Source organism: Flavivirga jejuensis (assembly GCF_030540765.1).
In the GTDB taxonomy this organism is placed as follows: Bacteria; Bacteroidota; Bacteroidia; order Flavobacteriales; family Flavobacteriaceae; genus Flavivirga; species Flavivirga jejuensis.
Genome location: NZ_JAUOEL010000004.1, coordinates 85,617 through 108,492 on the forward strand (window position 1 = coordinate 85,617; position 22,876 = coordinate 108,492).

The window sequence follows — 22,876 nt, forward strand, 5'->3', positions numbered from 1 at the left end:
ATGTACACACAAGTGGAAAAATCCAAAGAGAATAAAAGCAAGGTAATTGCTAATTCTATTACTCAGAAGAAAAGTATTGTAAAGAAAGGCTCAAGGCTTTTTGATAATCGATCAGAAGCTGTAATTGAAAAAAAAAGACATACAATGTCTGATAATCCACTACAACGAGTAGTGATCGCTAATGGGACGATAACTGCACCAGGATATCAAAATCCTCTTTTCCTTGGACAAGCTGTTCATGCAGCTATAAAAGCCAGTTATCTGGGGCATGGCTTCGCTGGGGCTGGAAACCAACGGGTGGTTGACCAAAATGTACCTTCAGGTCATATACCCAATCTTGGAGTCGCACCTGCTGCTGGTGGTGCTCTATCTCGATTTGGGGAAGTTGTGCCTGTAGGAAGTGAAGCACATGGGCGAAACAAAATAAATACAATAGTAGGAGCTGCAATAAATGGATTAGGATTAGGTAACCAAGTTAACGTACCAGCGTGGTCTGCAGGAGTGGCCATTCCAATTGCCACAATTGATCCAGGAGGAAACACCACCAATGCAGCAAATACTATAACTGTGGCACAAGATGGGGCAAGAGTAGGGTTGTACGTGTACTCTGGTTAAATATAGTACTCACTCAACTAAGTTTTAAACTTCAACTTCGTAGCCACAACGATTGTCAAACCAAGAAAAATAAGAGCTGTCATCTAGAAATGCAGCTCTTGTTTTTTATAAAATGGATGTAGCATTGCAAATTAGTACCCATTTCTTAATAAAACTTCTTTCATTATCACTACAGAAGTCATTCAAAGATAAAACCAAAGACTACGGTATTTCCAAAAACAAGTAAAACTACTATTTCCTATCATAAGATTACAATATACCTTGCTACCACCAAAAAAGCACAAAACAAATGAAAGTAATCGCAAGAGAGTTAAGTATTATCAGTGAGATTTATCAAGCTTGTTAAGTAACAATGAGTTATAGGCTTGGAGCAATTAAAGCACAACCATTAAAAAAAATTATTATGTATAAACAAGTAAAGAAACCAAAAGATAATAAAAGTAGGGTGGTTGCTAATTCAGTTGTTCAGAAGAAAAATAGTGTGAGGCAAGTTTTTAGTTTTATAGATAATAGACCGAAATCTAATGCTGAAACAATACTTCAAAAAAAGTCTACAGGACATGAACCAATGTGTGGTTGTTCTTCTTGTTCAGGGACGATTCAAAGAAAATCGAAAGATGAATCTTCGATAGATGAGTATTCAATTTCACAATTGCATCAACCACAATCTAAGAGTTTAACTCTTAATGTGATCCAGTTTGGAAGAAGATTTAGGGCCAAGGGGTATAACAAGGCCTTAAAGGGGAAATCAGCAAGTAAAGCGGTGACAATAGCAAGTGGAGTGACAACTGCTACTATGAAACTCTCAAAGAATGATAAAATTGTAAAAACAGTAAATACAAATAGCGGCGGAAATTACCGTGCACCTCAATGGATTTGGAATAGGCTCAAAAATTCTGCTGCTGGGAGGAAGCGAAAGGCGGACGCAGAAGTAAAAGCACTCGGAGCCCTAACACCATACATTGAAACCCAAGAGGATATGGAGGGGTGGAAATTAAGTGTTCATACAAGCATCGACATATGTCGTTTTTGTAAAGGGCACATACGGGAGTGGTGTAATTATTATGGTGTAACATGGGATAATGACCCAAGGTAGGAGATTAGGGAAGACGATAGCTATAGAGTTCCTAAATTAAACGAAAAGTGATAAAGGTAAACATGTAAAGTTGGTTCTCAAATCCCCCCGCTCTACGAAGTTTATAACTTCATAGCCACAACGATTCCGAAATAAAGAAGAATAAGTATTATCCATTTTATATGATAACTTTTATTTTTTATAGTGTTGAAACCATATAGTGTACTACAAAGTAACAAATTTTGCAGAGCCATTCTATACAGATTAGGAAAGTGTTAAGAGTACTCAAAAACACATACAAACTACCCAATAACCAAAAACAAGTAGAACTACTATTTTCTACTAAAGGCTTACAATATACCTTGCTACCACCAAAAAAGCACAAAACAAATGACAGTAATCGTAAAAGAATTAATCATTACCAGTGAGGTCTATCAAGACCCCAAACAACAAGAACCGATTGATCTGGAGCAATTAAAACGAGACCTTTTAAAATCCTGTGAGCGCATGTTGGACAAAAAACTAAAAAGAAGATGAGTATAAAGAGTGGGAAACTAGAAAAAATGACAATTATAGCCTATAAAGATGAAGGCTTTTCTAGCAGAGTAGGGAGAATAAAAGTACAGGTGAACCCTAGTAGTTATAATCAAACCAAAAAACATAATTATACCGAAACGCCTACCATTGGTGGGACACAGATTTTTAGGTTTGGCAATGAAGAAGCAGAAACACAAACCTTTGAATTTATATTTGATGAGTCAGGAGTCATTCCAGAAAGCTCAAAAGAAACAGTAAAAAATCAAGTTAAAAAATTTGTAAAACTCGTGTATCAAGTTAATGGAGAAATCCATACGCCTAATAATATATTGCTCTCATGGGGCACATTACAATTTCGATGTTTTTGTGAATCTATAGATATAGAATACACACATTTTAATCGAAATGGAATTCCTATACGGGCAAAAATAAAAGCCGATTTTAAGCAAAAAATCACCCATAAGCAATATCAAAAAAAAGTACAGAAAAACTCTCCAGACATGACTCATTACAAGGTTGTTAGTGCAGGGGTCAACTTACCAGGTATTGCGTATAACGTTTATAAAGATCCTAGCTATTGTATCGAATTAGCGCAATTTAATAAGTTAGATTCTTTTAGAAACCTAAAACAAGGGATCGAAATTATTGTACCTCCATTAAAAGCATAGTATTATGAGTGATTCTGTATATAGTAGTTCAACCAGTCAAATAGAGGTAGAAATCCTGATTGAAGGCGAATCAGTAGGGAAAGAATTCCCTATTACCAAAATTAGTGTAGAAAAAAAGATTAATGAAATTCCTAAAGCCACCGTTCATTTAATTGACGGAAATCCAGTAGAAGGGGATGATAGTTTTAAGTCTGCTACAAAAATTAAAATAGGAAGCGCGATTGAAATCAAAGCAGGCTATGAAACAAATACCGAACTAATTTTTAAAGGGGTGATCTCTGAAAAAAATACAGACCAGGATAAAAAAGAAATTCCAACTATGATATTGGAATGTCTGGATAAGGTTGCTGCTTTAACCGAAGGGATAAAAACGAAAGTTTTTTACAAAAAAAGTGACTCAGAAATTGTAACCAGTATTGTATCTGATTATGGTTTGGAGAAAACCATTTCCATTTCACAAGGAGCTAAATTTGAGCAGTTAGTTAAATACAAAACCAGCGATTGGGATTTTATCAAAAAAAGAGCGCAAATTAACGCATGTATTTTAGTTGCTGATGACGGTAAACTTACGGTAGCATCCCCTCAAGTGAGTGCGGCTGGCATTCGAACACTTAAATATGGAGACACTGTTAAAGAGCAAAGCCTAACGGTAAGTGATGCCAATCAGCCAACAAAAGTGACAGCAGTTTGTTGGGATCCCTCTCAGCAAAAACTAATAAAAGCAGTAGCTACAGAGCCCACTGTAAATAAACAAGGTAATAGTGATGGAAAAAAACTAGCAAAAAATAAAGGAACAGAACACACGTTGCAAACTAGTAACTTTTTAGAACAGGAAGTACTTAAAGCATGGGCTAACGCGTATTTAGCAATCCTGCGTATGATCAAAATTAGCGGTAGAATTAATACCCAGGGAGATCCCAAATTAAAACCAGATACAACCATAACTTTAGAAGGTTTTGGAGACAATTACAACGGAAATGGATATATAGGCGCAGTAAAGCATACTATTTTACCAGGCGATTGGGAAACAGAAATTGAATTAGGATTACCTAAAGATTCGACAGGTACAGATGAAAATAGTGGGGATGCCAGAGCAACAACATTTACAGGTTTACAAATAGGTGTGGTTAAAAAAATTCATGAAGACCCTGAGAATACCTATCGTATTTTGGTTACCGTACCTAGCTTTCCAGAAATAGCAGAAGGCATTTGGGCGCGTTTTGCTACGCCTTATGCAACTAAAGAAAAAGGATTCTTCTTTTACCCAGAAATTGGTGATGAATTAGTGCTGGGGTTTATTGAAGGAAATTCGTCCCATCCTATTATACTAGGAAGCTTGTTTAGTAAGAAGTATACAGCCCCCTATACACCAGATGATAAGAATTCGATCAAAGCCCTAGTGACCAAAAACGATTTGAAAATAGAATTTAATGATGAAGATAAAATCATCACTATTGCTACACCTGCAGGGAATCAAATTGTAATTTCCGATAAAGACAAGGAAATAGGTATTACCGATGAGAATAAAAATACCATAACCCTAAGTAAAAACGGTGTGGTTATAGAAAGTAAAGGGAATATAGAGCTAAAAGCAACCAAGGATATTATTTTAAAAGGGAAAGCGATTAAAATGGAAGCAAACGCAAACATTGAGGCTAAAGGTTTGGATATAAAAATGAAAGCAAACAAAGCAATAGCCTTAGAAGGAAATGCCACAGCAGAATTAAAAGCAAGTGGTAAAACCTCTGTAAAAGGTGCTATGGTTGCACTCAATTAGCACAAGGTTATGTGAATTTGGGATAAAAATATTTGATACATAATTGCTTGTTCTAGATATGTATGTCATCCCATGTTTACAAAAGGAAAGTGTCATTCCGAAGGAGGTACGAGGAGGAATCTCATGATTCTGAGATTTTTCATTGCATTCGAAATGACAATCAAGACCATAATTTTCAGCTAAAAAGAATTAAAAATGAATACAAAAGAAAAAAGTACATTTCTAGGAACTGGATGGCACTTTCCTATAAAATTTAGTGCATATACCAAAGATGTAACCATGGTAAGTAATGCCGAATGTATTGTACAAAACATAAGGATGTTACTTTCTACCCGACAAGGGGAAAGACCCATGTATCCAGAATACGGACACCAATTATATATAATGATTTTTGAAACCATGGATCAGACATTAATCTATAGGGTTAAAGAACATTTGGAATATATTTTTATGATTCATGAACCACGGATCACTCTGGAAGATATTATCATTGAAGAAAAAGAAGATTATGAAAATATCATTCTTATAGACCTTCATTACCTCATTAGAGAAAGCAATACACGAACCAATTTAGTATTCCCTTACTATTTAATAGAGAAGTAAAATAAAACATAACAATATTAAATTTGTTTCTTTTTGCGACCTTTTTATTAGTCTTAACTGTAGTTAAAAGGATATACTTTAGTGCATGTGGCTTTCAGCATCTAAAAATTTCTGATAGGAAACAGCCTGTTGGCAGCTCAATGTCGTTAAGTTAAGGCTAAAATGTCAGTCTGAGATCTGTGTTAAAAATTTTAACTAGCGTATAAAATGACGTAGTTTGGGTGTCATTCAGAAGGAGGTACGACTGAAGAATCTATAGAGATCAATAATAAAGATTCTTCGCTGTGCTCTGAATGACAAACGATTGAAAATTAATCATTTATGAAATCCGTCATTTTATACGCTAGTTAAAATTTTTACTTGGTACAGGCAATCTAATCCCGATTTTTAGCAGGATCAAGGTGTAATACCTTAACCCTTGCGGTATTTATTATTAAAAAGTAAGTCTGTTTAATAAGTAAAGCTACCTACATAAAAAAACTCCGCAGTTATACCCTTTATTAGATTTATGCTTTATAAGAACTTTGTGTTTTAATGAATTAAGAGATTCTAGAAATGATAAAACAAAACGCGTTTAATAGTATTCCAAATAGTACCACAAGAGATGATAGAGTAACGCAAGAATTAATACCAGAGACCATTGGTTTAGATCAAAGGCCTTTAATAGCATTAATTGCAGAAATACGATCTATAGCTAAGGATATTCATTTTATAGATGAAACAAAAACTAATTTAGGCACCTGGCAACAATTTCTAGATGAAGATATACTATTTTTTCTGGGGCAACTTCAACAATTTTCTACAGAGAAAGCCTATCAACAAATAGTGAGTACCCCTTCAGGAACACTAAAATCTTATTTAAGACATTTAGTGAAAACGGTAGATCATTGGTATAAAAAAGCACTGTCTCTTAGTATAGATCCTTTATCGTTCGAATTGGAAAATGCTATTAATAATCAATTGAAAAAATCGAGTAGACATTTAGAAGAGAAGGATTTACAATCCCTTCATCATATATGGCAGATTTCCACAAAAGAAGAATGCGTTTTAGAAAAAATGTCCCTTAAAAAAAGTATAGAAACCTTTGAAGAAACCATTCTATATATTCAAAGTCTTTGTAAAACTCTTTTTGATACCTATGCCGCTAAGCAAGAAATTTCAAAACCACATGTCGCATTAATTCTTAGTTTTTTAAAATTATACAAACACATTCAAGATAAATTTAATAATCTTACTAAGAAACACTTAGATTATTACTTTCAAGAACTTTTAGGACAATCCAAAAAAAGAAAGGAGCCAGAACGAACACCCGTTTTTTTTGAGTTAGCCAAAGAAGCTAAAGGCGTTGTTTTACCAAATAAGACTGTGTTGATGGGAGGCATAGAGGAAGATGGTGAAGAAATTTTATTTGAAACCATGGAGGATTTGAATATTTCTAAAGCAACACTTACCGATTTAGTTACTATTTATATTGCAAATAACCTTCATATTTCACCTCACAATAAAGCGGGACTAATTACTGGTATCTATGAGAATACAATAGAAGACGTTTTAGAGCTGAATCCTAATAATACCCCACTTCAATTATTTGGACAAGATGGTTTTGAAGCTACCGAATTATATCCTATTTCACATTCAGAAATAGGATGGGCAGTTAGTGGTCCCATATTCATACTAAAAGAAGGATTGCGAAAAGTAACCTTAAATTTTAATATAGAGAAAGAAAGTTTATCTGCATTTAAAAAACAAATGCAAAAGATAACCAAGGATACTGGAACCAAAGAGAAGGTATGGATCCATCGTTTTTTTAATCAAACATTTAAACTGTCTTTAACAACAAACGAAGGATGGTTTTTTGTAACCCAATTTCTTTCTACAATAAAAGAAACAGAAAAAGACTACCAGCTTACCTTTTCTTTCTCTTTAGCGATAGATGCACCCGCTATAACATCCTATAATAAAGAAGTACATAAAGGAACGTATAAAACAGGATACCCTGTTCTAAAAATAGTTTTAGATAAGAACAAAGTATATTACCCGTATTCATTTTTAAGGCATAGTAGAATTAATACCATCCATACCAAAGTAGAGGTTCAGAAATTACGAAATTTAGAGGTCTATGATCAATATGGTAGGCAAGACACCTCAAAACCTTTCTATTTATTTGGTCCGCAACCTGGAAAAGCAGCAGCATGTTATGTTGGTTATGATGAATGGCGATATAAATCCTTAACAGCACTTGATTTTAAAGTAAAATGGTATCAGATTTCTAATGCTAATTTAGCAGCTATCTATAGGCAATACCCCGAAAAAATAAAGGCAGACAGTTTTAAGATTAGTATAAGTTCTTTGTCTAACCGAAAATGGAAAGCGTCCAAAAAGTCTTTGCAAGCCATTCCATTGTTTCATAAAACAAATGATGATATAGAGACGGAGACCTTAATAAACATCCATGAACCAGTTATTTTAAAAATGGTTCCTGATTTTGAGCATAAAGAAACTCCTGTATTTGATGAAGCAAAAAACGGTTATTTCAGATGGCAGCTCGTAGCTCCAGATTTTGGTTTTGGACATGATATATATACCGCATTGGTCAATGAAAAAGTGTTGGAAATAGCAAAAGATCCGAAAAAGGCAAGAAAAAAAAATATCCAAATTCCACCAACTCCTTTTTCTCCAGAAGTACAATATATTGAGGCGAGTTATACTGCCGAGCAGGAATTTATTCTTCATTCTGAAGAAGGGAAGCGAACAGACAAACGTTTTCCGTTTGAGTTGTTTCATATTCATCCTTTTGGATTGCTTTCTACAGCGACACAAACTTATGTGAAAAACCGATCGCTGCTTCCTTATTTTGAAGATAAAGGGTATTTATATATGGGCATAAAAGATGTGACTCCATTAGAAGAATTATCCTTTTATTTTAAAATAGAAACACAACGCGTAGGGGTTATTACTAAAGAACCTCTGGAAATAAGCTGGGAGTATTTATTGGGCGAATATTGGAAACGTACCTCCAGTACCTTTCTGCTCTATGATGGTACCGATCATTTTCAACATTCAGGAATTATTCGTATTAAAATGCCCAAACACTTAGAGCATCACCATCCGTTGTTTGAAAAAGAAAAAGCCTGGTTACGACTTTCGGTTTCTAATACATTGAGCTCACAAATGGGAAAAGTAGTGTGTATTCAACTAAATGGCGTTGAAACCATTAGAAAAATAAACAAAAAAAGTAGCTCTCAAACTACGGTAACAAAACCAAATACTATAGATGCAATCTATACCCCAATTCCAGGAATAAAATCTGTATTACAACCTTTTATCCCTACAGGAGGTGTTGTTACAGAAAAGCAACAGGATTTTTATACACGGGTTAGTGAGCGTTTGTTTCATAAAAAAAGAGGGGTACTCCCTTCTGATTTTGAGGTACTGATTTTAGAAGCTTTTTCTCAAGTATACCAAGCCAGTTGTTTTCCTTCAACCTTGTTTCCAAAAGACGTACCACCAGGAACAATACAGATTATGGTACTACCCTTTATTTATGAAGATACCCCAGAAGGGGAACGAAAATTTAATGGGTATACCTTAAAAAAAATAAAACAATATATAGAAGGTTTGTGCATGCACCACAAATCATTAATTATAAGCAATGCGTTTTATGAAACCATACGGGTATCTTGTACAGTTACCTTTGATGATGCCTATGAAACAGGAACAGCATTACAAAAGTTGATCACCACTATAAATCGTTTTATAGCTCCCTGGATATTACAAGACAATGAAAACGGAGTAAATACAAGTCCGCAACATCAAATTTTACATCCTAGTAGTCTATTAAGTCATCTGCTGGCCTTGCCCGAAGTACTGTATATTAGTGGGCTGTCTATGGTGCAAATCCATCAATTTGAAAAAGATAAAACCTATGACTATAGAGAAACCATGGGGATGGATGAAGAAGCAGGTTTGCAACCCACGAAACCCTGGTCTGTTTTTGTACCTAGTATGGCACATAATATTGAGGTTGTAAACGAACTTATAAATACCAAAGCAACACATTTACAAATAGGAACCATGGAAATTGAAAACGATTTTATTCTAAAAACCAAAAATGATAATGAAAACAACAGAAAAGAATAGCACTGATAAATTATTGAATAGAGAAACTCTGGCAGAATTATTTAAAGATGGCATGAAGCCTTCTGGGGCTATATTTTCGAATTTAATTTACTCTATGATCAATAAGTTAGACGATGGCATAGAGAAAAATTTTGATCATGGATTAAGCCTTTCCCCACAAGGGAATACAGCAGAAAACTTATTAAGTCTTTTTCATCAGATTGATGACGGATACGCCGCCTGGTCTTTGGGCTTAACTTCCAAAGAGGATGGCGCAGGGCTAAATTTTAAAGAAGGAGATAATAGTATAAGTCGCTTATATATAAAGAAAGGAGGCGGAATAGGTATCAATACCACCACCCCAAAACATGCTTTGGATATAAAAGGGGATCTAGGAATACAAAGTAGAAAAGGAACTTATGCTAATGGTACTATTATGGCAAACGGCAAGTGGCAAACCATTCTTACCAATCAAACCGACTGCAAACTGCTGGAGGTTAGTGCCTGTGCCAAAGGAGGAAAAGGCGAAGGGAAATATGCCGTGCTCCATGCTTTTGCGCTTAATCCCTTTTCAGGAAAAAGAGGACGTATTAGAAAGTTTCAAAGCTATTATGGATGGAGATGGTGGCGACGTATACAATTGCGTTGGGTCGGCACATCTTTTAACTATAGTTTAGAGATGCGTACGGTAGTTAATTATGGAGAAAAGGGCACTATAGACTTTCATATTACGCAGTTGATTTAGATTATTTTAACGGCTATGCTTAACTCGTTTATATTTAACTTGTTTAAGTCTTTCATTAAAGGAGTTTCATAGAAAATTGCAGCAAAATTCTTAAGTGAATTTGTATAGGAAACAATGTGATTTGCTTTATAATACTGTGGATATAGATGATTTATAAAAACCTATAACAAAGGATAAAAGCAAATATTAAAAAATGTATTATGTATGAACAATTAAAGAAATCAAGAAAGAATAAAAGTAAAATGATTGTCAATTCTATTGATAAGAAAGGAAGAAATATAAAACAAGGATTTGGTTTTGTTGAAAGTAGTGGAGGAACTATTACTCAAAGAAAACCACAAAGAGTAATGAATCATGATATGTCAGTAAGACAAAAATCTGCAGATCAGAGAATAATGTCCAAGTTACTTTCTTCAGAAAGAACACAGGAATATTGTAATGTTTTACAAAGACGACTAAAGGTCAGTTCGGGTACATTTAGTAAAGATTATAGTAATTTAAGATGGGCAAAAGAACAAGGAACAGAGGTTGGAGGACAAAATTCAGGGCAGGCACAAACAATTAGCGAGAGATTAGGTTATTTTTTTGAAGGAAATTTTAATCATAACGAAGCTCTAAATATGATGAATGCACATATGGTTGCAAGTTCGTTTGGCGGAGATGGCAGTAATGTAGATAATGTAAGAGTATGGAGTAGAACATTTGAAAATAACATATGGACTCCTCAAGAACAAGAGATCCATGGAGAACTTCGTATAGGTCTTGGGCATTCACCAGATTGGGATAGCTTTGATAATGAAGCTGTAAATGATGTTGAAACAAATGAAGATGCTAAACTAACTGTTACTCCAATAATGGGGTTACCAGCTTGGTGGAATGGGGTTAATCAAATAATGATAGCTAGATATCAAGATGATCTTGATGAGGGGATTGTTTGGTCTAACAATAATGATATAGAGGCATGGAATACTCTTCAGGATTTGATTATTAAGCATATACCAAGGGAAGTCGGAACATCATGGTCATTGAGAACTAGTGTCAGTGGAATTAAGCATAACGATTTATCTTTATTTCCACAACTTAATCTAAAGCCCTTAGAAAGTATGTTGGAAGAATCTGATGTATATGGTGGGTTTGGGTTTTTTGATCAATCGTCAGATTAAAGAATGGGAAACACTAGCAAAATTTAAAAAAATTAAGAAAGAGTGTATATGAGATGATAAAAGGAAAACGTTAACTTAATAAATGAGTATAAAAATTTAATTATCTACAGAAAAACTCTACAAACTCTAAGTTTTCTATTTAGAGAAGCGACTACTAGCAAAACATAAATAGAAGTTGAATAATAAAAATATCGCATAACAAAACCTTAAAGTAACGAGGGTAACTTTTCTAAATTGTTATGGTGAATGATGGAGACAGTCTATAATCATTTATAAAATTCATATTAAAAGGTTTAGAATATGTATGCACAAAAAGAAAATAAATATCAGTCAAATATTAATTCAGTTGTACAGAAGAAAAGAAGTATTAAGCAAGGGGTTGGATTAGTGGATAATCGAGATAGATCGATAACACAAAGATCAATCACGGACGATTCTACAGGTATAACCTACCATGATATGGGAACATTAATAAGAGCTATGAAGGGGGCAGGTGTTTGGGATAATTCATTAGGAAAATCTCTTGGAAGGAAAGTGAACAGTAATGAAACACATCATGCAACATCATTAGCTAGCTTAGCTTTGGGACTTCAACAAGCTCATCAATCATCAAGGGCATCCAATGTTATAGGTAACAATCGAGAACAGAGAGTTGCCGTATTAATGGGAGGGAATGTAGCAAAAATTAATGGTCGTGACGAGGAAGTCGTAATAGGTGATGATGGTAACACAACACCAATAGATGTGCGTTCACCAACTGCAATAGGTATAGTTGGAGGAGCTGCTAAAGCGGAAAATTTGAGTCATTTCAAAGCTCGTGTTTTGGAATTAAAAAAAGCGGCTAACTATAACGGTTTGAATGCGGAAGTATGGCAAGATCCTAATACTCCCGATAGTGTAATATTGGCAGCTAGAGCTATTATAGGTAAAAATAATGTTTATAACATAGAAACAGGAAAAGTTTTTGAGATTTCTTCGAAAGTACCTATTAAAAAGATATTGCTTTTAACTGGTGCCTCTTTGGTTTTGGCTTTGGCATGGTGGTTAAGAAATCGAAACGAAGTAGTCGTAGAAGAATAATTTTGAATATAAAGATTAAAAAGGGTTTATATGTATTAGTGATTAAAAACAGCAAAAAAATAAAATTTAAGTGTTAAAGTAACAAATTCATATTACTACCTAAAAAATAAATAAACATAAAATCACGAATGTATTAAACTAGTTAAGGAGCCATCTAGCTTAAAGACAAAACTAATAACATTTAATAGAAAATAAAAAATAAGGTATGTATGAACAAGTAGAGAAGTCAAGAGATAATAAGATTAAGAGAGATGATAATTTTGTTTTACAGAAGAGAAACTATGATCAACAACGTTTTGGAGTTGTAGATAATCGGTTTGAAGTCGATACTCAAGAACAACTTCAGAAAATGGATAACAATTTACTTGTAAAACAATTTAAACCTTACAAAAGTATGACTGATAGTGTTACTTTTCAAAGAGTAAGACAAAAAGGGAGGTTGGAAAAAGAAACACTTGAAAGTAAGTCTGTTTCCTCACAACATGCAATTACTTTAGTTACTCATCCTGTATTTCAGTTTGATAAAGTGAAAAAAGCACGAAATATGGAGGTAGATGATATTTTGCGTAAAGGAACTGGAAGAATCGGTTCACTTATAGGTAAGATCCGCCCTTATCTTGATGACAATGAGCAGAATTTTATATTCCTTGTTGGTTTAATTATGGGTGATTTCGATTTTGCTAGCCTTGCGAGTTTTTTGATGAAAATTAATAAATCTGAGGCGAATAGGATGAATACTATGCTACAGGAAGACATCAGAGGTGCTTTCAAAAAGGTCATCGGTTTTAAAGATGATTACACAGCCGTTATTGGCGAACAAAGGAATGAATTTAGTAGTGGTAGGATTTCTGAATTTCAAGGATTGGCTGGTGAGCTCAGTGCAGCTGCTCAGATCGTTCAAACGGGAAAACCTATTAATCGCCTCGGTGCAATATTTAAATATGGTAATAAACAAATTCAGGAAGTTGATCTAGTTTCCTTAGATGGAGATCAGTCCTATTTTATTGAGGTTGCAGCAACACCTTCTAAGCTTCGAGACAAGATAGATGGAGGTCTTAAAGGGACTTATCCACAAATGCAAGGGTATAAGGGGTTAGTGGAAGAAAAAGAAGAAGCCAAAGTTGCCTATTCATGTCCGACGTTATCTGTGAGTCAGATATCACCTGAGTTCATTGAGAAAATCGCTTTGGCAAATGTTTCTTTAGTGATCAAAGGGGGTTTCTATAATGCCTCCGAGCTCCAAAAACTAATAGATGAGCAAAAGATTAAGAAACCCAGAAAAAAGAGTACTAAGTCTCGTAAACAGATAGATCGTAATGATCGCAGTACTCGTCTTCGAGATCGAGGAAGTAAGCCTAGTGCCAAGGATTTACTGAAAGATGCTCTTACTGTTTATTATGATGCTGAATATGAATATGATGCTGAATATGAATATGATGATGGATATGAATATGATGATGGGTATCTATATTAAAAAGCTTAGATATACTGATCCTATTATAACTATACTATGATAGGATTTTTTGTATAATAATTTCGCCTGAAAAGAATCAGTTTCTTGATATACTATTTCACTTTAGTATGTTATGTAAACTGTCAGCAAGTAGTAATCAACAAAAACCACAAACCACCCAATTTCCAAAACCCCGTATAAATGCGCATGCATAGCAGTGTTGATTCCCACAATTTTGTGCTATAAAACATTAATATGATGAAAAAACTATCAAAAGCACAAAAATGGGTTTTAGTTTTTGTTAGCCTTTTAACTCTTACAGGAACCGTGTCTTTATTTTTTACCTATAAAAATTTAGGTTTAGAAAGTAAACAAAAAGTTATTGCAATTACCGAAAAAGAAGTAGCGAAGGAGCTAGAGGAATTAGAAACACAGCTGCACAAGGATTTTAAAGAGGCTCAAGAAATTGCAGATGATTATGCAAAAAAGATAGGAGAGAAACCTAAAAGTGCCATTGCCATTGCAGATTCTTTAAAAGGATTGTTTACAACCTATAATTTTTCTGCGATTGGCATACATCCTTCGGCATACTATAGCAAACGGCTATTACAATATGATACAATCTATAGCTTAAATACCAATAAAAAATTATGGGCGCCATTTTATAAAAAAGAACAGGAAACAACTATTGCTTTTCCGTACGATTATACCGATCCTGATACTTCGGGGAAAAATTGGTACTCTGAAAAATTGAAAACGGGTAGCTGGACAACGCCATATTTAGGAGATGCCAATAATACATTGGTGGTTAGTTATAGGGCACCTATACTTAGTGATACCGAAAAAGATAAAAACGAAGGGATCGTTTGTTTGGATTATGCACTAGAATATATACAGGAGGAAGTTGCAAAACTAAACCTTTTTCGGAAAGGATATGGTATTATTATTAATGAAGATTCTTTGGTAATATCGCATCCTTCATCAAAATATTTGGGAAAAAAGATAACCGAAGTTATTCCTGAGGAGGTGTTTTCAAAAATTAATGCCTTACCTGAAAAAAAGTTTTTACCTATCCGGGAGTATAAAGATCGTATTGATGATCGTAATTTATACTTTAGATATAAGTTACATATTACCAATACAGGAACAGTATACAGTGCTATTATTATTTTAAAGGAGAGTGAAACACTATCTGCTTTTTCAACAGAAAAGATAAACCCGACACAAAAAGTAAAATCATTACGATTACAGATTTTATGTGGATTCACGTTAATTATATCCTTACTGGTTTTTTGGATTTTCCTATTATTTGATTTTCGACGAATTTGGTTTTTAATCACATTACAATCGGTCATTTATATCATTGGTTCGTTATTAATTATCCATGTACAATTAAAAACACCTCTGTATTCATTTTCGACTACCGATATAGAAATCACCAATACTACCGAGTTAGACGCGTACCTAAATGCTATAAAGCGAGAAAAAAAGAAGGCTTCTCCGTTACATGTTAAGACTGGTTTTTTTATTCAGAATGTCAAGTTTTCTTCGGCAAATGATCTGAATATCACAGGTTATTTCTGGCAAAAAATAGATGTGCCAACATTTACTTCAAGGTTTAAAGAAAACGTGCTTACCGAAGTTTTACAACCAGATTTTCCTGAAGCCGAATCTTTGGATTTAGAATTGGTAAGTAAAGAAGATGGTTTGATACAATGGTACTTTTCGGCAGAGATACGACAATCATTTGATTATTCGGACTACCCTTTTGATGAAGAAGATATATGGTTAAGAGTGCACCCTAAAAAAGCATATCAAGATCAATTACTCTTTATACCAGATTTTGATTCATATCCAAAATTTGTTTCACAAAATGATCATTATTTAAATCTAAATATCACTGAAGCAAACCTGAAGAATGGATTAGAAAAAGATTTATTTATAAAAGGTTGGGAAATTGTACGCACCTCTTTTGCTATTAGAGACCGACCGTATGCAACTTCCTTTGGCAAGTATAATTTTAAAAATAACCATACATATCCAGAACTGTATTTTAATATTAGTGTGAAACGTGATTTTTTAGAAGTCTTTGTAGTCTATTTTATTCCTATTTTGGTGACCGTTTTTTTACTTTTCACAGTATTAATGACCTATACCCGAAATTCTAAAGAAAATGAATTCTATGGGTTTAGCGCCTCTACTGTTTTGGGGTTTTGTGCCAGTCTGTTTTTTGTCATTATCGTGTCTCATATGTCATTAAGAGAAACATTACAAACGGGAAGTATTATTTATTTAGAATACTTTTTCTTCTGCTTGTATTTTTTAATCACCATTGTTTCAGTAGGTGCTATTCTGTTTTCATCAGCATCAGCATCTCCTTTCTTCAAAAAGAATGATGGAGAAATCATAAAAATGATGTATTGGCCATTGCTCTGTTTTTTCATATTCATTTTAACAACATTTCACTTTTCAATAATTTAAAAATAGATTTTTAATGAAGAATTATATCATAATAAGCGTGTGTTTTTTCTCCATTTTTAGTTATAGTCAGGAGTCTGTTTTTAATACACTCAATAATAAAGGTGTGGGTGTTTTTGATGTAAATGCGCAGTTGTTTTTTATCAACCAAAAAACTTTTCATAGTCCTGATAATATCTTAGAGCTGAGTAATACAATTAATAATGCAACTTCTATGGCATTCACTCTAAATTATAAAAGCCCAAAAATTAAACACTTTTCTGTAACCCTTTCTTATATACAAGCTATGGTATTACAAGAATATAGCTCACTATCTGTAAATGCCGCCGATGTACTACAAAATGGATCTTTTGGTATTTTAAATAATGTGAGTATTAATTACCATTTAGAAACGATTGGGTTTAAAGAAGGTATTATTTCTGTAGGGCGTTTTGCTTTAGATACTGGGTTTATGACAAGAAATAGACTAAGACAAAAAAATCAAGCTTATGAAGGTGTGTTAATAGATATTCCTGATGTTGGTAATTGGAGAATTACGTTGGGATATTTATCCAAATTTAGTAGTTGGAAGTCAAATCCAAATGAATTTAAGCCGATAAGTAGCGCTTACATTTCTGATATAGATAAAGGACAGGAATTCGTAGAGGTTTCTCATAGTAATAAAGAGGCTAATGTATCTTTTGGGGCCTATTATATATCGGCTAATAATTTGTGGAATATAGTTGGTATATACTACCTGCAAAAAATAATCACATTTGGCAAAGATATAAATCTGAATATTAGAGGTAAAAGCATTTTTCAATGGGATAATGGAACTACTACTAAAGGAGAAACTATAGAAGGTATACAACCAGGGGTGTTACTTAATTATAGAGGACTTAGTTTAGAAACAGGAGCCTTTTTAGTACCACAAAAAACAGCAAAAGAAAATACCTTTTTACAAAACCCTTTTGGTGCTAAATTAATTGTTTCGGAACCTCTATTGGGAACAAATAGCTCTTATAATGAAGGAAGCGAATCTTATTATTTAGAAAGTAGCTATCGTTTTTCTAAAGGAAACATTTATCTATTGTACTTATATACCAGAGATAAATTATATATAGATGATCATCTACAAAATACTCCTGCCATATATAATGAGCTAGACCTTATAGTTTCTTATAACATCAATAAAAGGTGGAATACTAAAATTAAAGCAGCATTGTTAGATAAAAATATTTCTAATAAAAACAATCAAATTTTTGATGTAAGACTAGTGATGAGTTATAATTTTTGATTTATTGATTATGAAAATATTAAAACAGATTTTAGAGGTTAAACAATATAGTTTTCTTATCGTATGGTTGTTTGTTTCTGTAGTACAAGCTCAAATTAAAGATACGATACAAGGAGCTTGGTACCCATGGGTGCCTTATCAATATATAAATGATCAAGGAACTATTACAGGGTTGGATTATGCATTGATCACCCATGTTTTTCAAAAAGCTGAGGTAAAAGTGAATTTTGACCTGAAAGAAGAAAAAACCTGGGAAGAAAATCAAAAAGATGTTCTTGACGGAAAAAAAATCGTTACAGGAGGTGCTTTTTGGACAGAAGACCGGCATGAAAAATATTTGATATCTGAGCCATACCGCTATGAATGGAATACGTTATATATCCTTAAAGACGATAGAGAATTATCAAAAATTTCAAACATAGATGCCTTATTACATTATGTTAAAAAAAAGAAACTAAAGCTAGGTGTTGTTTTGGGGTATCGCTATACAAGCCCTGTCGTGAATAATTTTGTGGACACCTATGGAGATAAAAATGAGTTTATAATAAAATCAATCAATGAAGAAGAAAATTTCGATCAGTTAATCAATAATAAAGTAAATATTATAATAGCAGATCGTATTACTGGGGCACAAATTATATGGGAAAATAGGGAGAAATGGAAGATTGATGTTTCGGAGCATATACTTCAGTTGCCTAAAAAACCCATTCATTTATTACTGCACAAAGGAAAAGATAGTCTTAGCATACAAAGAAATAAAGCACTAATGAGTCGTTTTAATACAAGTTTAAAAACTTCAAAAAAAAATGGAGAATTAAATAATCTTATAGCTAATTATTTATTTCCTGTTTTAATGAATATCACGGTACAGACAAAATGGTTTCAATTAATCGATTATATAGGAGCAGTTTTTTTTGCTATTACAGGTTTTTTATTAGCACGCGAAAGCAGATTTGATATTTTTGGAACCATCATAATGGTAGCCTTGCTTACTTCGGGAGGTGGAATAATGCGGGATTTGCTCGTTAGCAAAACACCTTCCTTTTTAGCAGATACAACTTATTTATATATTATTTTATCCGTTTCTCTAATTGGCTTTTTACTCTTAGCCCTCCATATTTTTTTAATACGAAAATATAGGTCCTATTATTTGTTTATTAATCGTTATGGTATGCAGTCTCTTTTTTTGAAGATGTTCATAGAGGCTATTGCATTAGGGGCTTATACTATTGTTGGGGTGGGTGTTGCTGTAGAGATGAATTTAAAACCGCTTTGGCTTTGGGGACCATGTTTAGGAGTGTTAACGAGTTGTGGTGGTGGTATATTAGCCAGTTGTCTAAAAAATAATAAAGCTGTTAATTCTCTAAAAGGAGGTATGGATCCCGAGGTTTCTATTCTTGGGGGTATTGGGTTTTCTCTTTTCCTTTTGTGGCAAATTAACCGATTAAATCCCCAAGAAGTTTTTTTAGGCGTTTTAGTTACCATCATTGTTATGGCATTAGTGCTCTATATCCTTTTTTTATTAAAAGTGAAATCTCCAGTATTAAAGTTAGATGAAGATATAAATCCCAGAAAATGAATAAGAAAGATAAAGAAATAAATAAATTTTTAGCAACGGCATTTAAAAATTATAAAAGGACAACTCTATCTAAAAAGATAGAAAGAATGCTGGGGTTATACAAAAGAAAGAAAAATGTTTCTAAAAGATATAATCAACAAAGTATGGAGCGTCTTTTTCCATTTAAATCCATTCCAGAAACAAATTATCCTGTCAAAGATTATATCATTGAATTAGAGCGCAAGATATTGCCTTATGGTACCAATGTTTCAAGTCCAAAGTTTATAGGACATATGACGTCTGCATTGCCAAATTTCACTCTTGATGTTGCTAAGCTAATTGCTTCATTAAATCAAAATGTAGTGAAGTTAGAAACAGCACAATCTGCTACTTTTTACGAGCGGCAAGCTATAGCTATGTTGCATGAATTACTGTATAGTAACACAAAAGAATTCTATGAGAAACACATTCATCAAACGAATAGTACCCTAGGAATTGTTTGTTCAGGAGGTACTATAGCCAATTTAACGAGTTTACAATGTGCCCGAAACTTGTTATATCCTCAGATAGAAAAAAAAGGACTGTATAATGAGAGCAAAGGTGTAGTGCTCTGTTCTGAATTAGGTCATTACTCCATTAAAAAATCGATGGGGTTACTAGGGATAGGGAGCGATAGTCTAATCACTATTCCTACAGATGACCAAAACAAAATTTGCATAGATACTCTTAAAAAAACGATCCATGAATGTCAAAAAAAACAACTTAAAATAATTGCTCTTATTGGTATTGCTGGTACAACAGAATGTGGCAGTATAGATCCTTTAGATGCTTTAGCAGAAATTGCTGAAATCCATAATATTTATTTTCATGTAGATGCCGCGTGGGGTGGTTCCATAAAATTTTCTGAAACATATGCCTATTTACTTAAAGGTATAGAAAAAGCGGATTCTATTACTATAGATGGACATAAGCAATTGTATTTGCCTATGGGGATAGGTCTTGTGCTTTTTAAAGACCCGAAAATGGCGGCACTAATTGAGAAACAGTCAGAATATATTATTCGAAAAACTTCGATAGATCTTGGTAAGCGGAGCATTGAAGGTTCCCGACCAGCTCATAGCTTTTATTTACAAGCAGGGTTCAAACTATTAGGAAAAAAAATGTATGCAAGGCTTATTGAGAAAGGCATAGAAAACACCAATAATATGGCTGATTATCTGGATACTTTGGATGATTTTGAATTGCTGACTTTTCCAGAAACAAATATTTTTTTATATCGGTATATTCCTGAAACTCTTGGAAACATACCCAAAACCAAAACAGTAAATAAGGCTCTAAATACTTTTAATAAAATACTACAGAAAAAGCAAATGGAGGCTGGGAATTCTTTCGTGTCTTATACTACAGTGCCACTAAAAAAGTATGATAGAGATCTTATTGTGGGCTTACGTATTGTGTTAGCAAGTCCCTTGGTAAATAAAACAGATTTAAAACTCATTATAGAAGAACAACGTAAGCTGGCAAAGGATATTTGCCTTTATCAAATATACCAAAGTATAGCATAATACAAGAGTTTCTCTATCTATAAAAAAGAAAAAAAGATGAATAAGATACATCTGAATTTAGAAGATATAGAAGCAAATTATTTTGTTTTAATGCTTGTTTTTGAAAAACAAGCATTAAAACAAGGTTGGTCAAAAGCAACAATAGAAGCTGTATTAAAAGAAGCTAAAAATGGTGATTATGACCATATTTTAAAAACACTTAAAAAATATTGCATACCTCCTTTAGAAGAAGATAATAATTAAAAATTTAAAAAATATATGCCTGTTAGCTCCATAAAATCACCAATATTGTCTGAAATAAATTGGATATATAACCTAATACTTCAAACCATAAAACCAATAGAACAAGACGATTTTATAGTTCCACCTATATTGCCAGAAAATTTGGCTTATTCAAGCTATTTGAAAAAAGTACAGCCTACTTTGTATGAGCGCGTCATTCTTGCTTTAGCACATTGTTTTCAATTAGCACCAAAGCTTTTTCAAAAGTTACAACATGAAGAAATGGAAAATACAACGAGTATAGATTCTTTTGGTTTAATAGCGCACGCTACTACAGGTTATATACAACCCACAATTCATACCGCTAATTGGCTTTGTGATGCTTGTGGTATAAAGACTCAGTTTTTAAGCGAACATCATTTTTTGTTTGCAGATCATATTATAGAACCTCTTATCTTTTATCCGTCTATTTTCAATACACCTCTTATTTTTACAAAAAAAGCACAGTATTTATTTTTTGGTGATATTGTATACCTTCCAGAATATAGTAAAGAGTTTCCTGCAGAATTGTTAGAAACATCCCTTAAAAAAGAGGATCTTATTCTCCCTAAAACTATTTTTAATGAAGTGAATGAATTAATTTATTGGATTAATCATGAGGCAGCTTTTGAAAAAGATATTCATCTGAAAAAATGGATTCGTCCAGGTATTAGAGCTTTGTTTTATGGACCTCCTGGAACGGGAAAGTCGCTTACAGCTACGTTGATAGGTAAAGAAACAAACCGTCCCGTCTATCGCATAGATATTTCCAGCCTTATTTCTAAATATATTGGGGAAACACAAAAAAACCTGGCTAAAGTTTTTGATCGTGGTGAGCGTAATAATTGGATTTTATTTTTTGATGAGTGTGATGCCATTTTTGGAAGTCGAAGTAATACAGGTGCAGCAACTGAACGTGGTGCAAATCAAGAAATTGCTTATTTACTGCAACGTATAGAAAGTTATAGAGGCATTATTTTATTGGCAACGAACTTAAAAGACAATATAGATGAGGCTTTTTTAAGACGTTTTGAAGTGAGTATACAATTCGTGATACCCAATGTATCTACACGAATACAACTATGGCATACCATTTTTTCTAATGACTATATAATTCCCGATAATTGGATACACAACTTAGCAGTCACTTATAAATTGGGAGGAGGGGCTTTAGTCAATGTTTTACGTTTTGTAGCCTTGTATAAACAGCAAAATTCTGGAAAGCTTTCTCTTGTAGTTATTTTAGAAGGTATTCGAAGAGAATATAGTAAAATAGGACAAACGATGCCTAATTATAAAACACCCTAAAAGCCTATAACAAATATTAGATAACGAACTTTAGCGTTACCCCGATTTTTTAATGTTTCTATCAAAATCATCTAAAGCGAAAGCTTCTTTGTATAATATTTCTATTTCATTAATAGACTCATTCTCTGAAGAATCGTAATCAATTAATATTTTCCAAAGGTTATCTTCTTTTCTTAAAATAACATGGAATACACCGTAGTATAATTTTTGGTTTTCACTACCTGGATTTATAATAAATTTATAGATACCTCGCTCAGACGCCATACCATCTTTACAAACCCGTTCTAAAAATCTAAAAGAAATAGATTGTCTTAAAGCCTGGTTGCTCCAACGATTCTTATAGCCTTCTAGATAGGCTTCTTTATTTCTAATGGATTTGTAGTCACCTCCATTTACTCGAATTAAGTCGTCACTATGTAAACTTTCAAACAATTGATAATCTACGGTTTCGAAAGACTTGGAGAATTTATTCCAAATTTGAGAATTAATCTCTTTTAAATCATTATAATTTTGAGAAATGGCCTGATTAATAAAAAGTAAAAATAGGCTAATAGTATAAATTGCTACTCGGTTCATTTTTGGTCTTTTTGAGAAC

General features: G+C 33.3%; 18 protein-coding genes. 17 read left to right on the top strand and 1 reads right to left on the bottom strand.

The window, feature by feature from the left end:
- The 17 genes from Q4Q40_RS12030 to Q4Q40_RS12110 all read left to right on the top strand — a co-directional run bounded on the left by Q4Q40_RS12030 (position 1) and on the right by Q4Q40_RS12110 (position 22,281).
- Complete coding sequence (locus Q4Q40_RS12030) at positions 1-615, top strand: hypothetical protein (protein ID WP_303302070.1); 615 nt, start codon at positions 1-3, stop codon at positions 613-615.
- Positions 616-1,018: 403 nt separating this feature from the next.
- The gene (locus tag Q4Q40_RS12035; RefSeq protein WP_303302072.1) at positions 1,019-1,711 is read left to right on the top strand and encodes a hypothetical protein; all 693 of its coding nucleotides are present in this window, start codon (positions 1,019-1,021) and stop codon (positions 1,709-1,711) included.
- Positions 1,712-2,080: 369 nt separating this feature from the next.
- Complete coding sequence (locus tag Q4Q40_RS12040) at positions 2,081-2,227, top strand: DUF5908 family protein (protein ID WP_303302073.1); 147 nt, start codon at positions 2,081-2,083, stop codon at positions 2,225-2,227.
- A complete protein-coding gene (locus tag Q4Q40_RS12045) occupies positions 2,224-2,895 on the top strand; it encodes a CIS tube protein (protein WP_303302074.1) in 672 nt (223 codons plus the stop codon). Before Q4Q40_RS12040 ends, Q4Q40_RS12045 begins: the two co-directional genes overlap by 4 nt.
- Positions 2,896-2,899: 4 nt before the next feature.
- The gene (vgrG, locus tag Q4Q40_RS12050; protein WP_303302075.1) at positions 2,900-4,672 is read left to right on the top strand and encodes a type VI secretion system tip protein VgrG; all 1,773 of its coding nucleotides are present in this window, start codon (positions 2,900-2,902) and stop codon (positions 4,670-4,672) included.
- A gap of 195 nt (positions 4,673-4,867) precedes the next feature.
- The gene (locus Q4Q40_RS12055; protein ID WP_303302076.1) at positions 4,868-5,275 is read left to right on the top strand and encodes a GPW/gp25 family protein; all 408 of its coding nucleotides are present in this window, start codon (positions 4,868-4,870) and stop codon (positions 5,273-5,275) included.
- A 555-nt stretch (positions 5,276-5,830) separates the two neighbouring features.
- On the top strand, positions 5,831-9,415 hold the full coding sequence (locus Q4Q40_RS12060; RefSeq protein WP_303302077.1) for a baseplate J/gp47 family protein: 3,585 nt from the start codon (positions 5,831-5,833) through the stop codon (positions 9,413-9,415).
- Positions 9,393-10,139, top strand: a complete 747-nt coding sequence (locus Q4Q40_RS12065) for a hypothetical protein (RefSeq protein ID WP_303302078.1) — start codon at positions 9,393-9,395, stop codon at positions 10,137-10,139. Before Q4Q40_RS12060 ends, Q4Q40_RS12065 begins: the two co-directional genes overlap by 23 nt.
- A gap of 200 nt (positions 10,140-10,339) precedes the next feature.
- The gene (locus tag Q4Q40_RS12070) at positions 10,340-11,302 is read left to right on the top strand and encodes a hypothetical protein (RefSeq protein ID WP_303302079.1); all 963 of its coding nucleotides are present in this window, start codon (positions 10,340-10,342) and stop codon (positions 11,300-11,302) included.
- Positions 11,303-11,602: 300 nt separating this feature from the next.
- A complete protein-coding gene (locus Q4Q40_RS12075; protein ID WP_303302080.1) occupies positions 11,603-12,382 on the top strand; it encodes a hypothetical protein in 780 nt (259 codons plus the stop codon).
- Between the two features lie 205 nt (positions 12,383-12,587).
- A complete protein-coding gene (locus Q4Q40_RS12080; RefSeq protein ID WP_303302082.1) occupies positions 12,588-13,856 on the top strand; it encodes a hypothetical protein in 1,269 nt (422 codons plus the stop codon).
- Positions 13,857-14,090: 234 nt separating this feature from the next.
- Positions 14,091-16,316 (top strand): PDC sensor domain-containing protein, encoded by a 2,226-nt coding sequence (locus Q4Q40_RS12085; protein WP_303302083.1) that lies wholly within the window; start codon positions 14,091-14,093, stop codon positions 16,314-16,316.
- A 13-nt stretch (positions 16,317-16,329) separates the two neighbouring features.
- Entirely contained in the window at positions 16,330-17,589 is a 1,260-nt protein-coding gene (locus Q4Q40_RS12090) for a hypothetical protein (protein ID WP_303302085.1), read from the top strand.
- A 10-nt stretch (positions 17,590-17,599) separates the two neighbouring features.
- A complete protein-coding gene (locus Q4Q40_RS12095; protein ID WP_303302086.1) occupies positions 17,600-19,168 on the top strand; it encodes a TRIC cation channel family protein in 1,569 nt (522 codons plus the stop codon).
- The gene (locus Q4Q40_RS12100) at positions 19,165-20,712 is read left to right on the top strand and encodes an aminotransferase class V-fold PLP-dependent enzyme (RefSeq protein WP_303302087.1); all 1,548 of its coding nucleotides are present in this window, start codon (positions 19,165-19,167) and stop codon (positions 20,710-20,712) included. Before Q4Q40_RS12095 ends, Q4Q40_RS12100 begins: the two co-directional genes overlap by 4 nt.
- A gap of 36 nt (positions 20,713-20,748) precedes the next feature.
- On the top strand, positions 20,749-20,955 hold the full coding sequence (locus tag Q4Q40_RS12105) for a hypothetical protein (RefSeq protein ID WP_303302088.1): 207 nt from the start codon (positions 20,749-20,751) through the stop codon (positions 20,953-20,955).
- A gap of 15 nt (positions 20,956-20,970) precedes the next feature.
- Positions 20,971-22,281 carry an ATP-binding protein gene (locus Q4Q40_RS12110; protein ID WP_303302089.1) on the top strand — a complete coding sequence of 437 codons (1,311 nt, stop codon included), beginning with the start codon at positions 20,971-20,973 and terminating at the stop codon, positions 22,279-22,281.
- Positions 22,282-22,317: 36 nt separating this feature from the next.
- Here the strand turns inward: Q4Q40_RS12110 and Q4Q40_RS12115 are convergent, their stop codons facing one another.
- Entirely contained in the window at positions 22,318-22,857 is a 540-nt protein-coding gene (locus Q4Q40_RS12115) for a DUF4440 domain-containing protein (RefSeq protein WP_303302090.1), read from the bottom strand.
- Positions 22,858-22,876: the final 19 nt, after the last annotated feature.